Source organism: Serratia sp. GW822-FHT06E05 (genome assembly GCF_058799445.1).
This window is the reverse complement of record NZ_JBXALM010000012.1, coordinates 79,301-94,150: the sequence shown is the minus strand read 5'-3', so window position 1 is coordinate 94,150 and position 14,850 is coordinate 79,301. Positions and strand designations below refer to the sequence as shown.

The window sequence follows — 14,850 nt, the reverse complement described above, 5'->3', positions numbered from 1 at the left end:
CAAGCGCCAACAATCCAAGGCGTGAATACGCCCCTGCTGCAGACCGATTGCTATCGCATCAGAATGTCAGCTCCAGCGCCGCACCGATCATGCGTGGACGCTGCTGAGTCGCGGTGTAGACGTCGTTGCCGCTGACCATCACGCGACGTTCCGAGTCAAACAGGTTCTGCGCATACAGGGTGGCGCGGCCATAGGCGAAGGTGTACGCCAGTTGAGTATTCGCCGACCAGTAAGATCCGATGCGCCCGCGAGAGTCGTTGTCGTACTGCGAGTAGTAGGAGTCCGAGAACGCCACGTTGCCGCTCAGTTCCAACCCGGCCATCAACTGGTACTTGGCGCCCATGTTGGCGGTATAAGCCGGCGCACGCGCCAGTTCATGCCCATCTACGCCGCTGCCCGAGAACTTCTTGATCTTGGTCTTCAACAGACCGACGTTCGTGAACAGTTCGAAGTCCCAACGCGGCTGCCAGGTCGCCCCCATTTCCGCGCCGTAGGTTTCTACCTTGTCGGCATTGCGGATCACCGAGGAGTTCGGCCCCAGGGAATACGGCAGCTGCATGTCCTTGTAGTCGTTGTAGAAGATGTTGCTGGTCAGGATGACGTTGGCATCTTTCAGGTGGTGACGGGTGTACAACTCATAGTTCCAGACATATTCCGAACCATAGGTGTAATTGACTACCGGCGTGCCGATCGTGATGCCTGCGCCACCGGCGTTATAGCCGCGCGCCACCTTGGCACCGTAGGTCTGGGTATCCGTCGGTTTCCAGGCCAGATCCAGCTTCGGCAGGAATACGTCGTAGGTTTCATCGAAATCGATACGCACGGCCTTGCTGCCGCCGGTACGCTGACGGTGCTCGCGTTCCAAACGGCTGGCGGCGGTGATATCCACCTTCGGCGTGATGGCGTAGGTCAGCTCGGCAAAGGCCGAGTTGGTGTCGGTTTTATCCTTGAAGGTCGAACCGCCGAAAATGTTAACGAACTCATCCTGCTTGGAGTGGAAATAACGCAACCCTGCCAGCCCGCGCAGGCGGCTGTCTGGCCCACCAAAGCGCGCCACAGGCTCCACGTGCACCTCTTTTCCGCCGATATCGGCGTACGGCAAGGCATAAGCCGTAGGACGGTTAATATTGAAGTCGGTATAAATAACGCGGTTTTCCAGCGTCAGGCTGTCGGATTGCTCCCAGGACAGATCCCAAACGCCGCTGTTGGTGTTGCTTTTAAACACCGCCCGGCGCGGATCGTGGCGCAGGCTGGTCGGGTGAACCAGCGGGTTGAGGCTCTCGTTTTGCGGCGAGGTACTGCCAAAGTGGTTAAAGGTCAGCTTGGTGGTCAGCTCGCGCAGGCCTGCCGGATTGAACAACAGTTTGGCACGAGCGGTAGTGGCTTCAACCTCACGCGGATCGCCCACCGGCTCATAAGCAGGAAGATCGACATCGCTGCGGCGACGCTGGCGATCGACGCTGACGCGGAACGCCAGTTGATCTTCCACCAGCGGGCCTGAAACCATAGCGGACAATTGCGAAGAGTGCTGGTTGCCCGCACCGCCCTTGAAGGCACTCTCCCAATCGAAAGTGGGATCCTTACTGGCCATCACGATCGCACCGGCAATGGCGTTACGCCCCTGAATATAGCTCTGCGGGCCGAGGAACACTTCGACGCGATCCAGATCCCACAGCGACTGCGGGCCATAGGCCTGCTCGTTATAGGTCAGGGAGCGACCATCCAGAGACAAATTGAGGCGCGGACGGGTGCCGCTGAGGAAGGCGTTGGCGCCGGTGTTCGGGCCGGAGCCGTCGATACCGCGCACGGTGGGCAGATCGTTACCGATGCCGACATCCATGACGTTGGCCGTCATGCGTAATAAATCGGGGATCTGCAACGCGTTGGGCATAGCGGCGATCCGCTCACTGTCGAACACCTGCACGCTGGAGCCGGTGTCGAAAATGCTGCGCTTTATCTTTTCGCCAGTCACCAGCAGGCTTTCGGAGTCCTGCCAATTATCGTTACGTTTGCTGTCGGCGGCTTCCTGCACCTTTTCGTCCACTGCGGCGGCGTTAACGCTGCCCACAGATAAAGAACAAAGACTCAGAAAGAGTGAGGAAAATGCCCCAATGGCCTGCAAGCCTGCTTTTTCCTTGTTTCCTACGATTTTATGCCTTTGAGCCGCTGAATGCTTGCTCATAGATGTATTCTCCTTTCATCCCAGATGCACAAAAATATGTTTTATTTCACATAGGTAACGACGCTGATTCTCACACTGACAATGGCATTGCGGCCTTCCTGACCTTGCTATTGCATATCCCTGCCGCAGACAGCCGCCCCACCCCAGATAAACCGGGGGCGGACGCAGATTTTTTGTCTGGAAACGTAAAGAAATGTTAATAATGATAATATTTTACATTTTTTAATGCAAATCATTATCAACTAAACAAATAAACAGGATGCGCAGCGGGTAAAGTGCTGAACGATAAAACGCAGTTATTGTAGGTTCTTTAAAACCAATAATTTCAATTAAAATGAATATAAAACATAATTATATCGGTATTAATATTTTCTATAAGCGAGCGAGAACCTCCCCTTTCCACATTACCCTTACGTTTTATACTAACAAATAAAAATAGTAATAATTTTCATTCCCATTAACATTGCAATATATTCTTACAGTCTCTCAATACTGATGGAAACCCGATGAAAGCGTTGACCACGATGCAGGCCGCCTACTGGGTAGGTCGGCAATCCGAAGCGCCGCTGGGGGGCGTATCCGCCCACCTGTATGCGGAATTTAACTGCTGCGACCTGGACGTCGAACGACTGAGACAGGCCGTTGCCGCCCTTTACCTGCATCACCCTATGTTGCGCCTGTGCATCACGGCCGATGGCCAGCAGACCATCAGCCCCTGCGGCCCTGAACATGGCCTGCATCTGGACGATTTCAGCCAGTTCGATATCCCCGAAGCGAGCCACCGGCTCACAGCCAAACGGCAGCAAAAAAGCAGCCAAAAACTGCCGCTGGAACAAGGTATCCCCTGCGATATCAGCCTCAGCCTGCTGCCGGGCGGCCACAGCAGGCTGCATGTTGATCTGGATATGATCGCCGGCGATGCCATGGGTTTCCGCGTGTTGATGGAGGATTTGGCGCGGTTTTATCACCAATGTCCGGCATCCCCCGCCGACAATGGCGTACCCTACTTTGACTATCTGGATCGTCACTATGCCGATACCGCGCAGCAGGCACGTCGCACCCGCGCTCAGGCCTGGTGGCGCGAACGCCTGCCTCAGCTGCCGCCGGCACCACACCTGTTGCGCACACCGGATATTTGCCGCAGCGATCGGCTGGCGCTGCAACTGAGCGCGAGCGAAACCAAAGCGCTGGAAGATGCCGCCAGAGCGCACGGCATCACGCTGTCATCCCTGTTTCTGGCGCTGTTTGCCGTTACCGTCGGCCATGGCTGGAACATGTCGCGCTTCAGGCTCAACGTGCCGCTGTTCCACCGGGATGAAGCCAACCTCGCCACGATCATTGGCGACTTCTCTAACCTGGTGCTGCTGGGCGTGGAGCTGAACCCGGCTGAAAACTTGCCGGCTTTCAGCCGCCGCCTGATGGCCCAGCTGGCGGAGTTAATAGCTCACGCCGATTACCCCGGCGTCAGCGTGATGCGCGATTTGTCGCGCCTGCAAGGCAGCATGCAGCCTTCACCCGTCGTGTTTACCGCCGGGTTTGGCATCCGTGGCAAAGCGTTGTTTTCTGACAACGTCACCCGCACCTTTGGCCCGCTGGAGTGGGTAATATCCCAGGGGCCACAGGTGGCGCTGGATGCGCAGGTGGCACACGCCAACGGCGGCATTCTGATCAACTGGGACGTCCGCCTGGACGCCTTCCCTGATCGGCTGTTACCGCAGCTGTTCGCCACTTACGGCGCCTTGCTGAAACGGGCCGCCAACCGGCCGGACAGCTTTAATCAGCCGCTTTCGCAGTGGTTGGCGCAATGCTCCCCAGCGGGCCAGGCACGCCAGATGCCGGTTCGCCAACTGCTGCACCGGCTGCTGGCACGGGTCGCGCCGGACGCCAGGCTGGGTGACGATGACGATATCCGTACCCTGCAACTGCCGCAGGACGCTCTGATGGCCCTATTGGCGGTACTTAACAAATACCTGCCGGTGGCGCTGGCGCCGAAGGATATAGAGGCGAACCCGACTCCGGCCGCTCTTGCCGCAGTGATCTGCGAGCGAGCCCCCAATGCCGCCGAGGGCGCTCAACTGTTATTGCAGGTGCTGGCACCTAAAGCCTGATACCGATCCGGGCGCGTGGTCTCATGCGCCCTGCTTTCTATTTCGTGGGTTAGTGACAATCAATAGGGAAATACCATGGAGACACCATTAAGCGCACTGCAGCAGGCTTACCTGCTCGGGCGCAGCGAACAATGGCCGCTCGGCGGCGTAGCGATGCACGACTTTCGCGAATATCGCGGTCTGGGACTGGATTTGGCCCGCCTGGAAAGCCGATTGAGCGAACTGGTGCAGCACTATGCGGCGCTGCGCACCTGCATCGATACCCAGCGTTTCACCCAACACGTGCGGGCAGAGGCCACGCTGAATCTGGATCGGCACGATCTGCGTGCGCTCGACCATCAGGCAGCGCAACGCCAATTGGCTGACTTGCGCGAGCAATATTCGCATCAGCGCCACGATCCCGCGCAGCCGTTGTGGCGTATTGCCGCCATTCAGCTCTCGGAGACGCAGGAGGCCACCGGCAACCCCTACGACACCGTGATTTTCACCAGCTTCGACGCGCTGATCCTCGACGGCCAGGGTATCTCCACCGTCATCGCCCGGCTGTTCGACGACGCCCCGCTGCCGCCTGTCGTGCCGCCAAGCCCACCGGCTGCAGCCACGGCGGAACAGCGTCAGATTGATGCCGCCTACTGGCAAGCCAAGCTACAGGACGTCACCACGCCGTCGGCGTTGCCGTGGCGCACCCCGCTGGCCAATATCAAATCCTCTCGCTATCGCCGCGCCAACCTGACTTTGCCGCGCGAGGTTCTAAAACAGTTCTCGCGCCTGGGATCCTCCCATGCCCTGCTGCGCAACAGCAGCCTTTCGGCTCTGATCCTCGATACGCTGGCGCAGTGGACCACCGACGGCGAACTCTGCGTCGGCGTGCCGGTGGCGTTTCCTGCGGCAAATGGTGCGCTCAGCAACGCCTCTACCTTTGTGGCGGTACGCTATTCCCGCCTGGGGGGCACCTTTATCAGCCGCGCCCAGGCCTTGCAGGACGACGTGCTGGGGGCGCTCGACCATCTGGCATTTTCCGGCGTTGACCTGGCGCGGCAGTTGCTAAACCTCAGCCAGGGTTCCCCGGCGCTGCCGGTGATCCTCACCAACTGCCTGGGGTGGGAGACGCTGCCTGGCAACGCGCCGGTTCGCTACCATGACGGCGTGACCCAGACGCCGCAGGTGGCGATCGATATCCGCCTGACACAAGATGCCGACAAGAACCTGCTGCTGTGCGTCGACTACGCCGAGCAAGCGTTGGATGGCGAGCAAGTGCAGGCAATGCTGGACGCATTGCAACGGCGGGTAATGTTGATGTGCCGGGACGGCGATGTGGAAATTCCCCCCGCGCAATTTATCGATTACCAACATTACCGCCATAACCACAGCGAGACGTCATTCAGCGCTTACCCTTATCTTGCGCAGTTGGCCGACAGGTTGTTTAACGATCCGCAGCCGCGCCCCGCGTTAATCTGCGACCAACTAAGCCTGACGTACCCGGAATTGGGCCAACGGGTTAGCGCAGTGATGGCAAATCTGCAACAGCGTGGCCTGAAGCCAGGCAGCGTGCTGGCCTTGTATCTGGCGCGCAGTCCGGAGCATGTAACCATCTCACTCGCCTGTGCGCTGTTGGGCATTATCTGGGTGCCGATCGACATCAACTCACCGCCGGAACGTACCGCCTATCTGCTGACCAACTGCCGGCCGGATCTGGTGGTACACAAGGGTGAGCTGGACACCTCGTTCGGGGTTACGCCAGAGGAACTGCTTGACCCGACGGCGGGCGCCGCCAAGCGGCCGGACAGCCAGACGCTGACCGAGCGCAGCGTCAGCACCGAAGCCAGTTATTATCTGTATACCTCCGGTACCACCGGCAAACCGAAATGCGTGGTGCTCAATAACCGCGCCACCGCCAACGTTATCGGCCAAACCCTGCAGCGCTGGGCGGTCACCGCCGACGACGTGATGATTTCGGTCACGCCGCCGCACCACGATATGTCGATGTTTGATCTGTTCGGCTCGCTCAGCGCCGGTGCCACGCTGGTGTTACCGGCACCACATCAGGAAAAGGACGCCATCAGTTGGAACCAGTTGGTTGAGCGCCATGGCGTCAGCCTGTGGTGTTCGGTCCCCGCCATTCTGGAAATGCTGCTTACCTGTAAAACCGACGATAGCCTGCGTTCGCTGCGACTGGTGGCTCAGGGGGGCGATTACATCAAACCGGCGACGGTACAGCAATTGCGCGGCCTGCGTCCGGACATCAGCCTGTTCTCGCTCGGTGGCCCGACCGAAACCACCATCTGGAGCATCTGGCACCCGATAGCGCCGCAGGACACCGGCACCGTGCCTTATGGTCAGCCGCTGCCGGCTAACCAATACTTTATCTGCCATGATGACGGTACCCACTGCCCGACCGGCGTGGTCGGCCGCATCCACACCTCCGGGGTGAATCTGGCGCTGGGGTATCTGGAGGACGGTGATTTAAAACAACATGATTTCGTTACGCTGGAGGGGCCCGACGGGCAACCGCTGCGGGCCTTCCGTACCGGCGATCAGGGGTACTATCGCCCGGACGGCAATATCCTTTTCGCCAGCCGGGTGAACGGCTACGTGAAAATCCGTGGCGTGCGCGTTTCGCTGCCGGAAATTGAAGATGTGTTGCGCGGACACGAGGCTATTCTCGATATCGTGGTAGTGGATTACCCTGGCGGTGACAATGGCGAAGCGACGCTCGGGGCGATGTACCTCACCCACGACGGCAAACCGCTGTCGCTGGCGGCGATCCGCGCTTTTTCGACCGGCTACCTTCCTTGTACCCATATCCCGACACGCTTTATTCATACCGAGTTGCTGCCGCTGTCGGGTAACGGCAAGACCGACCGTCACCGTATCCGCGCAGCCTTCAGCGCCGATCGTGCCGCTCCGGGCCTGAATGCCTGTGCGGCACCGCTGCCGAGCGCGCCACCGGCGCACAGCGGCAAGATCCTGTCGATCTATTTACAGGCCATCGGCGCAACGCCGCGCCCGGAATGGGGAGAAGAAACGGCCTTTATCAGCATGGGGTTGAAGCTGCCGCACATTCGCCAGGTGGCGGCGCAGCTTAACCAGGCCTTTGGCACCCAACTGCCGCCAACGCTGTTAATCCCCTGCAAAAATGCGCGGGAAGTGGCGGCGTTGTTGGCACGTTAAACGGTTCAAACTAAAAGGGGCTGCATGCAGCCCCCTATCACCTCATTCAAACTTATATCGGGTCGAGCATGGCCCCAACCATTACGCTGACCTTTCGGCCATCAGGCGGGCACCGCCACCAGTTCGCCGAGCGCCGTCTCCAGCGCTTCTTCCCGCAACGCACGCAATAAAAACGCCTGCAGGTCACGCCCATAGTCTTCGATCCCATCGCAGGCAAACTGCTGCACGTAAACATCGATATCCAGGTGCAGATCGCCAGCATCGGTGCGCCCGCGGAAGGTCAGGTTAGCGCCGTCGCCAGATCCTCCTGCCAGTACCCGTCGCGTACAGGTGCAGCCGCTGAAACCGGCGGGATCAAACGGCTGGACGTTGATAAACGGCGAGATAAACAAACGAGAGGCCGGCGTCACACCGCGATCTGCGGCAATGTGCCGCAGACGGTAACCTGCGTGGCTGCGCAGCTCACGCAGCATCTTCGCCATGCCCGACAGAAAATGGCCCAAAGTCTCTTCCGCACGCAGCGACACCAAAAGCGGCAGCGTATTGACCGCCAGCGCCGGCGTATTGGTGGCCTGGCTGCTGCGGCGGTTCATCACCGGCATCCACATGGTGCGCGAATCGCCCTTGTCATGCGGCAACGGCGGCAAGGTAAAGAACAGCCAGGCGGCGGACAGGGAAAGCAACAGGTCGGGCCAACCGATACCGCTACGTTCCGACAGCCAACGCAACCGCTGCGGGATCTCCTCCGGCAACGGCGTGCTGGTACTCAGGGATTTAACGCCATATTCCCTGCCGCCTTTGCGCACCGTTGGCAAGGTCTGCGACGGCGGCAAATACCGCTGCCAAAAATACCGGTCTTTAGCGCAGCGTTCAGAAGCCGCATAGGCCAGTTCATGGTGCTGAAAAGCATGAATCTCGCCCAGTGCGTGCCCCGCCGCGCTGTCGTCGAGGAAATGCGTATACAGCGCGGCACAACGATGTTCAACCAACGCCATGCCAAAGCCATCAATCACAATATGGTGGGCGCGCACGTACCAAATAAAATGCGAAGGCCCCAGCCTAATCAACCACACCGCGGCCACCGGCTGGCTGCACAGATCCAGTGGTTGATCGACATCCGCCTGCATCAGCCGCATCGCGGTCTGGTAAGGATCGGGCTGTGCCTGAAGATCAAGGCGATTAAGTTGCGGTATTGCCTGGGGATCATAACGCTGCTGCGGCAAGCTCTCGCCAGTGCCGCCGTGAAAACGCAATGCAAACGCCTGCGTTTCCGCCATCGTCTGAGTGATAGCCCGACACAGCGCCTCTTCATCTACCGCGCCGCGTAGTTCGGTGACGTGAGCGACGGTGGAAAAAGGCTGTCCGGGGTGCAAGGTAAATTCGTCCCAGAAGTCTAACTGCGCCGGTGTCAGCGGCAGCCATTCAGTAGCCAAAACAGTTTCCGACATGTTACCTACCTTTGATAAGCCATAAACAAATGTTGAAACAACGGAAGCGAAAACCCCGCTGCCGCCGATAACGGCCAAAAGCGGGGTAAATGGCGGACACGGTTGGATGACCAGCCCAAGGGCTGCCCGGCGTGATCCTTATTATTGTGTTGTGGTTGGCGTGCTTGACCTCCCTGGCGCACGTAAAGCGAGACGGCGCAGCCACCTTTTCCAAGGCCAGGGCAACGCACTGAAGATGTTTCGGTTTGGTTACAAATGAAAATGATAATAACACTTATTATCATTTTCATGAATATAGAACAACCTGTTCATGCTGCAAACTTAATTGACGGGGAGAGTGCGCCTGAGGAGTGACCGAGGGTTAAGTGGCGGAGGATGAGGGCTACAAACCAACAAAACAGGAACCTTCTGGGGCGGTAAAAACAAGTACCGCCCCGGTCTAACGGCATGCACCTGCCATTATTGGTAAATTACTGCTACGCCGTGCAGTTTATTACCTCCGCTGGCGGAAATAATGCGGTATGAACTGGCCCCGGCCTGATCGGCTTTCTTCGCCAATTGCTTTTCCAGACCTGAGAGCGTCAGTGCTCCGCTGGCGGAGACCACGCCGAGTTTAGTCAGCCCCTGCTCGGAACTGACGCTGTTGGCCGCAAAGCTGCTGGTGGACACCACCGCCAGGATAAACGCCGCCATGACATATTTAATCGCTTTCATATAACCACCTCATTAGATTGACCAGACCAGGTTCTGCCTGGTGAGGTGATTCTAAGTGGGGGTTGCTGACCCCAAAGTGACTCGTCGATAACATTTTTGTCAGACAACCGAAAAACCGGGGTTATTTACCTAAGCATACAATTTCATCGGCTATCTTGACGCCCGACCGGTCTGCGACCGTCGAACAATCGTCATTCCTCAGTTCCCATATTCGCGATCAATCACTTATATTTAAATTGAGGGCTGCCTGAATGCCACCGCGGCGGCAGTGTCCTCAATCAACCTGAGGGAGCCATCCATTTTATGCGTTTAAAACAAAGCACTGCGTGTCTGTTGTTGGCAGGAACCGGCCTGTTGACGACGGGCAACGCACTGGCCGCCACGGATACCCTGGTCTACTGCACCGTAGCCTCGCCCGAATCTTTCAACCCGCAGCTTTCCAGCTCCGGCACCACCTTTATCGCCACCTCGCAGGTGCTGTACAACCGCCTGCTGACGCTGCGTGAAAGCGATAAAACCCCGGCGCCCTCACTGGCGACCGAGTGGACCATCAGCCCGGATGGCAAAACCTACACCTTTACGCTGCGCAAGGGTGTGAAATTCAACAGCAACAAATACTTCACCCCGACGCGCGACTTCAACGCCGAGGACGTGGTGTTCACCGTGATGCGTCAAAAGGACCCCAATCATCCGTATCACAAGGTGTCCGGCGGCAACTACGAGTACTTCACCGACACCGGGCTGGACAAGCTGATCACCAAAGTGGAGGCGGTGGATAATGACCACGTGCGCTTTACGCTGAGCCAGCCTAACGCCGCGTTCCTCGCCGACTGGACGATGGACTTCGCCTCGATCCTTTCCGCCGAATATGCCGATGCCATGCTGAAAAAAGGCACCCCGGAATATGTCGATAACTGGCCGATCGGCACCGGTCCGTTTGCGCTGCAGCAGTACAAACAGGACTCGCTGATCCGCTACATCGCCAACCCGCATTACTGGCAGGGCGAAGTGGCCAGCAAACACCTGATTTTCTCCATTACGCCAAACCCGGAAACCCGGCTGGCCAAGCTGAAAACCAACGAGTGTCAGATTATCCCTGCCCCGCTGGCGGAGCAGTTTGACGCCATCAAGAGCGACAAAAACCTGCAGTTGCACAACATCGACGGCCTGAACGTCGGCTATCTGGCGTTCAACACCCAGAAGAAGCCGTTCGACAACGTGTTGGTACGCCAGGCTCTGAGCTATGCGGTGGACAAAAAGGCCATCGTTGCGGCGGTATTCAAAGACAGCGGCACGCCGGCCTATTCGATACTGCCACCGGGCATGCTGGGCTATAACGACAAACTGCCCGAATACGCTTACAACCCGGAAAAAGCGCGTGAACTGCTCAAGCAGGCCGGGCTGGAGAAAGGGTTTGAGACCGATATCTGGTCGATGCCGGTAGCCCGCCCTTACAACCCGAATTCACGCCGCATCGCTCAGATGATCCAAAACGACTGGGCGAAAGTGGGCGTAAAAGCCAAAATCGTCACCTGGGAATGGGGCCAGTATCTGGCCGGGTTGCGCAAAGGGGAACAGCAGAGCGCGCTGTATGGCTGGATGTCGGATAACGGCGACCCGGACAACTTCGCTACCCTGCTCAACTGCGCCGGCGTGCAAACCGGTGCCAACGCGGCACGCTGGTGCGACAGCAGCTACGACAAGCTGATCCAGCAGGCGATTAAGGTTAGCGTCCCGGCCGAACGTGCCAAGCTTTATCAGCAGGCACAGGTGATTTTTGCCCAGCAGGCTCCGCTGCTGCCGCTGGCTAACGGCAAGGTGTTCTACGCCACCCGCAGCAACGTCAGCGGCTATGTGGTTGACGTTAACGGCAGCGACTTTGCCAAGGCCAAGATCAACTGAGTGAAAGTGTGGCACCCGCGTTGGGTGCCACACCGGCAATCCGCCGGATGAAATTCTCATCCGGCGCTTTCCTCTCCTGTAACATTTGGTTACTCTCATCAACACTGTGATTTAACATCAAAAGGTAACCCGGTGCAGAACTCTTATATGCCGATGCAGATCCGTCTGCACTGGCTGGTGGCGATCCTGCTGGTTGTGACCTGCACGACGATTGAGCTGAGAGGGCTTGCCGTACCGGGCACCCCGGTGTGGTACGTGCTGGTGGTGACCCATTTCAGTTGCGGAGTGACAGTATTTGTTCTGATGATCGCCCGCTTGTTTCTGCGCTGGCGCCACACCAGCCCCGCTATCGAGCCGAAACCGGCAAAATGGCAAACTGGCGTAGCCCATCTGGTACACAGCCTGATTTACCTGCTGCTGCTGACGTTGCCGATTCTGGGCGTTTATTCCCGCTATTTGGGGGGGAAAGAATGGTTTTTATTCGGCTTGCCGATGCCCTTCGCCGAGATTGCCGACCGACCGCAGGCGCGGACGATTATCGGCTGGCATAAGACGCTGGCGGCTTTCGGCTATTGGCTGATCGGGCTGCATGCCGCCGCAGCGCTGTTCCATCACTATATCGTTAAGGACAATGCGCTGGTGCGTATGCTGCCTTGGTTGAATCGGCGTTAGCCCGAAATGACAACCCCAACATTGCAATAATAAGCATATGAATATAAGTCATTGGAAATAGTCCATTGGCTTATTAATTTCCAGGAGCCAAACGGTTAGAAAAATTTATATACGCCGAGTTGTATCTATCCCGGATCTTGACTAAGGTTATTCATACAAAATATAAGCCCATGGACTGACAGAGTTCCGTAAGAAAAAGCTCTTATCCACTCATTGCATTTATCTTAAAAAACGCCAGTTGTTTTTAAAATCCGCTATGCCATGCCCAATGACGGCACAGGGCCGCATAGTGCTACCCATGATTTCATTAATTCAATTCTATCGGCTACACACACGGAAAAGTTAATCCGACTTTTCCAAACTTAAAAGTCAGGAGAAGAGTAATGAAAATAATGACTGGCGTTATTTTACCTACGATTGCTGCCATCACGATGGTCGGCATGGCTCACGCGGCAGACACTAAACAACCGGTGACTGGCAAAGTGCAGGTGACATTGGAACACGTACACGCCGTGCAACAAAACGGCAGCCCCGCCCCGCAGCACGATGCCGCCTGTATGAAAGAACTTTCGATGCCAACCTCCAAGTATGTCGGGATGAAAGTCACCAGCGAATACACCGTCAATACCAGTTCGATGATGATGTCGGCTAAATCCATGCTGCCATCGCCGATGGGCACGCAGCCGCTGGAGCTTACGGTTGATTTATCAGCACTCGGCATAGAAGGGGTTTATGCATTTGGTGCCTTCAAACCCAATGTGTTGCCTAAGGATTATGTTTACTTCACCATCGGCAAAGATTTTAAAAACCCCGTCAGCACCTTTATGATTATTAATGAAGGTAAAGAATATAACTGCGTTATTTCCAGCTCAAACAAGGCGATGAGTAAAGAAGAGCGCAGTCATCTTATGGTTAAAAAATAATTTTTATATTCATTAGAAATTAGTGGGGTCGGCGGGAAGGGTTAACCGCCGCCCCATTATTTTATCTTCTGTTTTCATTATCCTTAATAAACATCTCTGGGTTCTACTAAAGAATGGCCGCTATAGTGAAAGCGGACATCATTGTGCGTGCTGTTCGCTAATTTTGGTTCAAACGACAAGATAAAATCCGCTCATAAAAAGAAGGACACAGAGTGTAAATTGAATTATAATGATTATCAAACAGATCATAGAAACATTCAGTGATGGCACAAATACTGCCCACCTAAATTTAATAAAAAAGGACTTTTATCAATGAAAAATCTATTAGCATTCACTCTTACCGATTTAGTTTCATTTATAACCCCCGCTATTATTGGTTTACTCATATTCACCAAAAGACGCAAAAGTAATAAAATCACTGCAAACTGCCTATTATTATGGTTTTTTTTAATAATTGGATCATTTTGCGAGATCTTCAGTAATATTTACACAACGTATTCATATCGGCACAATCATTTATATAACAATGATAATCTTAAAACTATTTTTAATTACGATGTCTCTGGCATTGTTTTTTTTGCAATTGTCATGATTGTTGCTATTATTCTTTTTATTCAGGAGCTACGTCTCAGAAACATCGTTCGATGAGACAAAGTTGACGGCATGACATTGGTAGTCATGCCGTCAATAATATGATGGCGTGATGGTCGCTAAAAATGCAATATGATTGCTGGCATAAGGCGATATTGAATAATATAAACCAAGGGTCGGCTTTTAGCACAAAGCGGACAGGTCCGAAGAACATGACGTCTACAATGCACGAAGTGCGGACGTTGACTGACTGTAACGTCCGTAAGAGTTGATAGAAACTGCAGCAGGTGAGTATTCCTAAGGCATCATGAGCATCTTAAATGCATATCACAAGATCGATATACATAGACATTCTTACACTTCATTTATAGCGCTACCTTCAATGAAGGTTTTCCTAGCAACATTACCAACGACATTGGTCGAAATACCATCAAACGTACCACCAATAACGCCGCCCACGAGTGGAATCATTTTACCTAAGTTGATCGCACCTTTTTCACCAAATTTAGTTAGCAGTCTAAAACCAACCCGTTTGTTAATTGCGAAAATAGTTTCCTTTGATATGCTTTTAATTAACTGAGTGGACATCTTCGAGCCAATAATGATCCCTGTTCCTTTAAGGATATCTTTTGCAGCATTACCAGCTAAGCATGAGTACACTAGAGCTTTGACACGATCATCTTTCACATCATATCCTCCCATGATAGCAATTGCTGTTATCATGCGGATTTGGACATAAATCACGGTTGCAATGCTTGCTGGAATTGCAACAGGCATAGTAATTATCCCCCCAAGCCCGGAAACAAACCCGGTAGTCGCAGATTTGGTGTTTTGCCATCTGATGAGAGAATTAACCTTATCAGCTAAGTCCGCCTCACCCTTTTGGTAGTTTTCAGCCATTTCATAAGAAGAATCCGTTCCCGGAATAGTACCGTCCAATGCTTTATCGTAAGCCCAATTAAGGGCTACCATTATTTTTCCTTCGCTAAGTTTTTCAGCCATTTTATTTCCTATTAAAATAGAAATGAAGAGTTATAAGCTTATCGACCACGATTTGATTTTCTTGATATTTAAATTATTCTTAGGCTGTTTTTTTACTCTTGGCCGCCAGTCGTTATGCCCCTTTTTGGCACCAGGCC

Annotated in this window: 9 protein-coding genes; 5 read left to right on the top strand and 4 right to left on the bottom strand. The window is 54.9% G+C overall.

What is annotated here, in order from left to right; translation table 11 throughout:
* Positions 1–58: 58 nt before the first annotated feature.
* On the bottom strand, positions 59–2,182 hold the full coding sequence (locus AC1RKC_RS22180; RefSeq protein WP_174573785.1) for a TonB-dependent receptor: 2,124 nt from the start codon (positions 2,180–2,182) through the stop codon (positions 59–61).
* A gap of 506 nt (positions 2,183–2,688) precedes the next feature.
* Here AC1RKC_RS22180 and AC1RKC_RS22175 point away from each other — a divergent pair.
* Positions 2,689–4,290, top strand: a complete 1,602-nt coding sequence (locus tag AC1RKC_RS22175) for a condensation domain-containing protein (protein WP_493092510.1) — start codon at positions 2,689–2,691, stop codon at positions 4,288–4,290.
* A 75-nt stretch (positions 4,291–4,365) separates the two neighbouring features.
* Positions 4,366–7,461: an amino acid adenylation domain-containing protein gene (locus tag AC1RKC_RS22170; RefSeq protein WP_234528978.1), complete on the top strand. Its 3,096-nt coding sequence runs from the start codon at positions 4,366–4,368 to the stop codon at positions 7,459–7,461.
* Between the two features lie 101 nt (positions 7,462–7,562).
* On the opposite strand, the gene AC1RKC_RS22165 is transcribed toward AC1RKC_RS22170, so the two are convergent.
* Both AC1RKC_RS22165 and bhsA read right to left on the bottom strand, forming a co-directional pair.
* A complete protein-coding gene (locus tag AC1RKC_RS22165) occupies positions 7,563–8,909 on the bottom strand; it encodes a condensation domain-containing protein (protein WP_262016928.1) in 1,347 nt (448 codons plus the stop codon).
* 459 nt (positions 8,910–9,368) lie between these two features.
* Positions 9,369–9,623 carry a multiple stress resistance protein BhsA gene (gene bhsA / locus AC1RKC_RS22160; protein ID WP_020825385.1) on the bottom strand — a complete coding sequence of 85 codons (255 nt, stop codon included), beginning with the start codon at positions 9,621–9,623 and terminating at the stop codon, positions 9,369–9,371.
* A gap of 303 nt (positions 9,624–9,926) precedes the next feature.
* On the opposite strand from bhsA, the gene AC1RKC_RS22155 reads away from it, so the two are divergent.
* The 3 genes from AC1RKC_RS22155 to AC1RKC_RS22145 all read left to right on the top strand — a co-directional run bounded on the left by AC1RKC_RS22155 (position 9,927) and on the right by AC1RKC_RS22145 (position 13,120).
* Complete coding sequence (locus AC1RKC_RS22155) at positions 9,927–11,525, top strand: ABC transporter substrate-binding protein (RefSeq protein WP_201895703.1); 1,599 nt, start codon at positions 9,927–9,929, stop codon at positions 11,523–11,525.
* A 147-nt stretch (positions 11,526–11,672) separates the two neighbouring features.
* Entirely contained in the window at positions 11,673–12,197 is a 525-nt protein-coding gene (gene cybB, locus AC1RKC_RS22150; protein ID WP_081667723.1) for a cytochrome b561, read from the top strand.
* 383 nt (positions 12,198–12,580) lie between these two features.
* The gene (locus AC1RKC_RS22145) at positions 12,581–13,120 is read left to right on the top strand and encodes a hypothetical protein (RefSeq protein WP_046374417.1); all 540 of its coding nucleotides are present in this window, start codon (positions 12,581–12,583) and stop codon (positions 13,118–13,120) included.
* A gap of 945 nt (positions 13,121–14,065) precedes the next feature.
* On the opposite strand, the gene AC1RKC_RS22140 is transcribed toward AC1RKC_RS22145, so the two are convergent.
* Positions 14,066–14,713: an EcsC family protein gene (locus AC1RKC_RS22140; protein ID WP_046374419.1), complete on the bottom strand. Its 648-nt coding sequence runs from the start codon at positions 14,711–14,713 to the stop codon at positions 14,066–14,068.
* Positions 14,714–14,850: the final 137 nt, after the last annotated feature.

Bases quoted from the DNA above. Each gene is read 5' to 3' on its own strand.
- AC1RKC_RS22180 (WP_174573785.1), bottom strand. From the start codon at position 2,182: ATGAGCAAGCATTCAGCGGCTCAAAGGCATAAAATCGTAGGAAACAAG.
- AC1RKC_RS22175 (WP_493092510.1), top strand. From the start codon at position 2,689: ATGAAAGCGTTGACCACGATGCAGGCCGCCTACTGGGTAGGTCGGCAA.
- AC1RKC_RS22170 (WP_234528978.1), top strand. From the start codon at position 4,366: ATGGAGACACCATTAAGCGCACTGCAGCAGGCTTACCTGCTCGGGCGC.
- AC1RKC_RS22165 (WP_262016928.1), bottom strand. From the start codon at position 8,909: ATGTCGGAAACTGTTTTGGCTACTGAATGGCTGCCGCTGACACCGGCG.
- bhsA (WP_020825385.1), bottom strand. From the start codon at position 9,623: ATGAAAGCGATTAAATATGTCATGGCGGCGTTTATCCTGGCGGTGGTG.
- AC1RKC_RS22155 (WP_201895703.1), top strand. From the start codon at position 9,927: ATGCGTTTAAAACAAAGCACTGCGTGTCTGTTGTTGGCAGGAACCGGC.
- cybB (WP_081667723.1), top strand. From the start codon at position 11,673: ATGCCGATGCAGATCCGTCTGCACTGGCTGGTGGCGATCCTGCTGGTT.
- AC1RKC_RS22145 (WP_046374417.1), top strand. From the start codon at position 12,581: ATGAAAATAATGACTGGCGTTATTTTACCTACGATTGCTGCCATCACG.
- AC1RKC_RS22140 (WP_046374419.1), bottom strand. From the start codon at position 14,713: ATGGCTGAAAAACTTAGCGAAGGAAAAATAATGGTAGCCCTTAATTGG.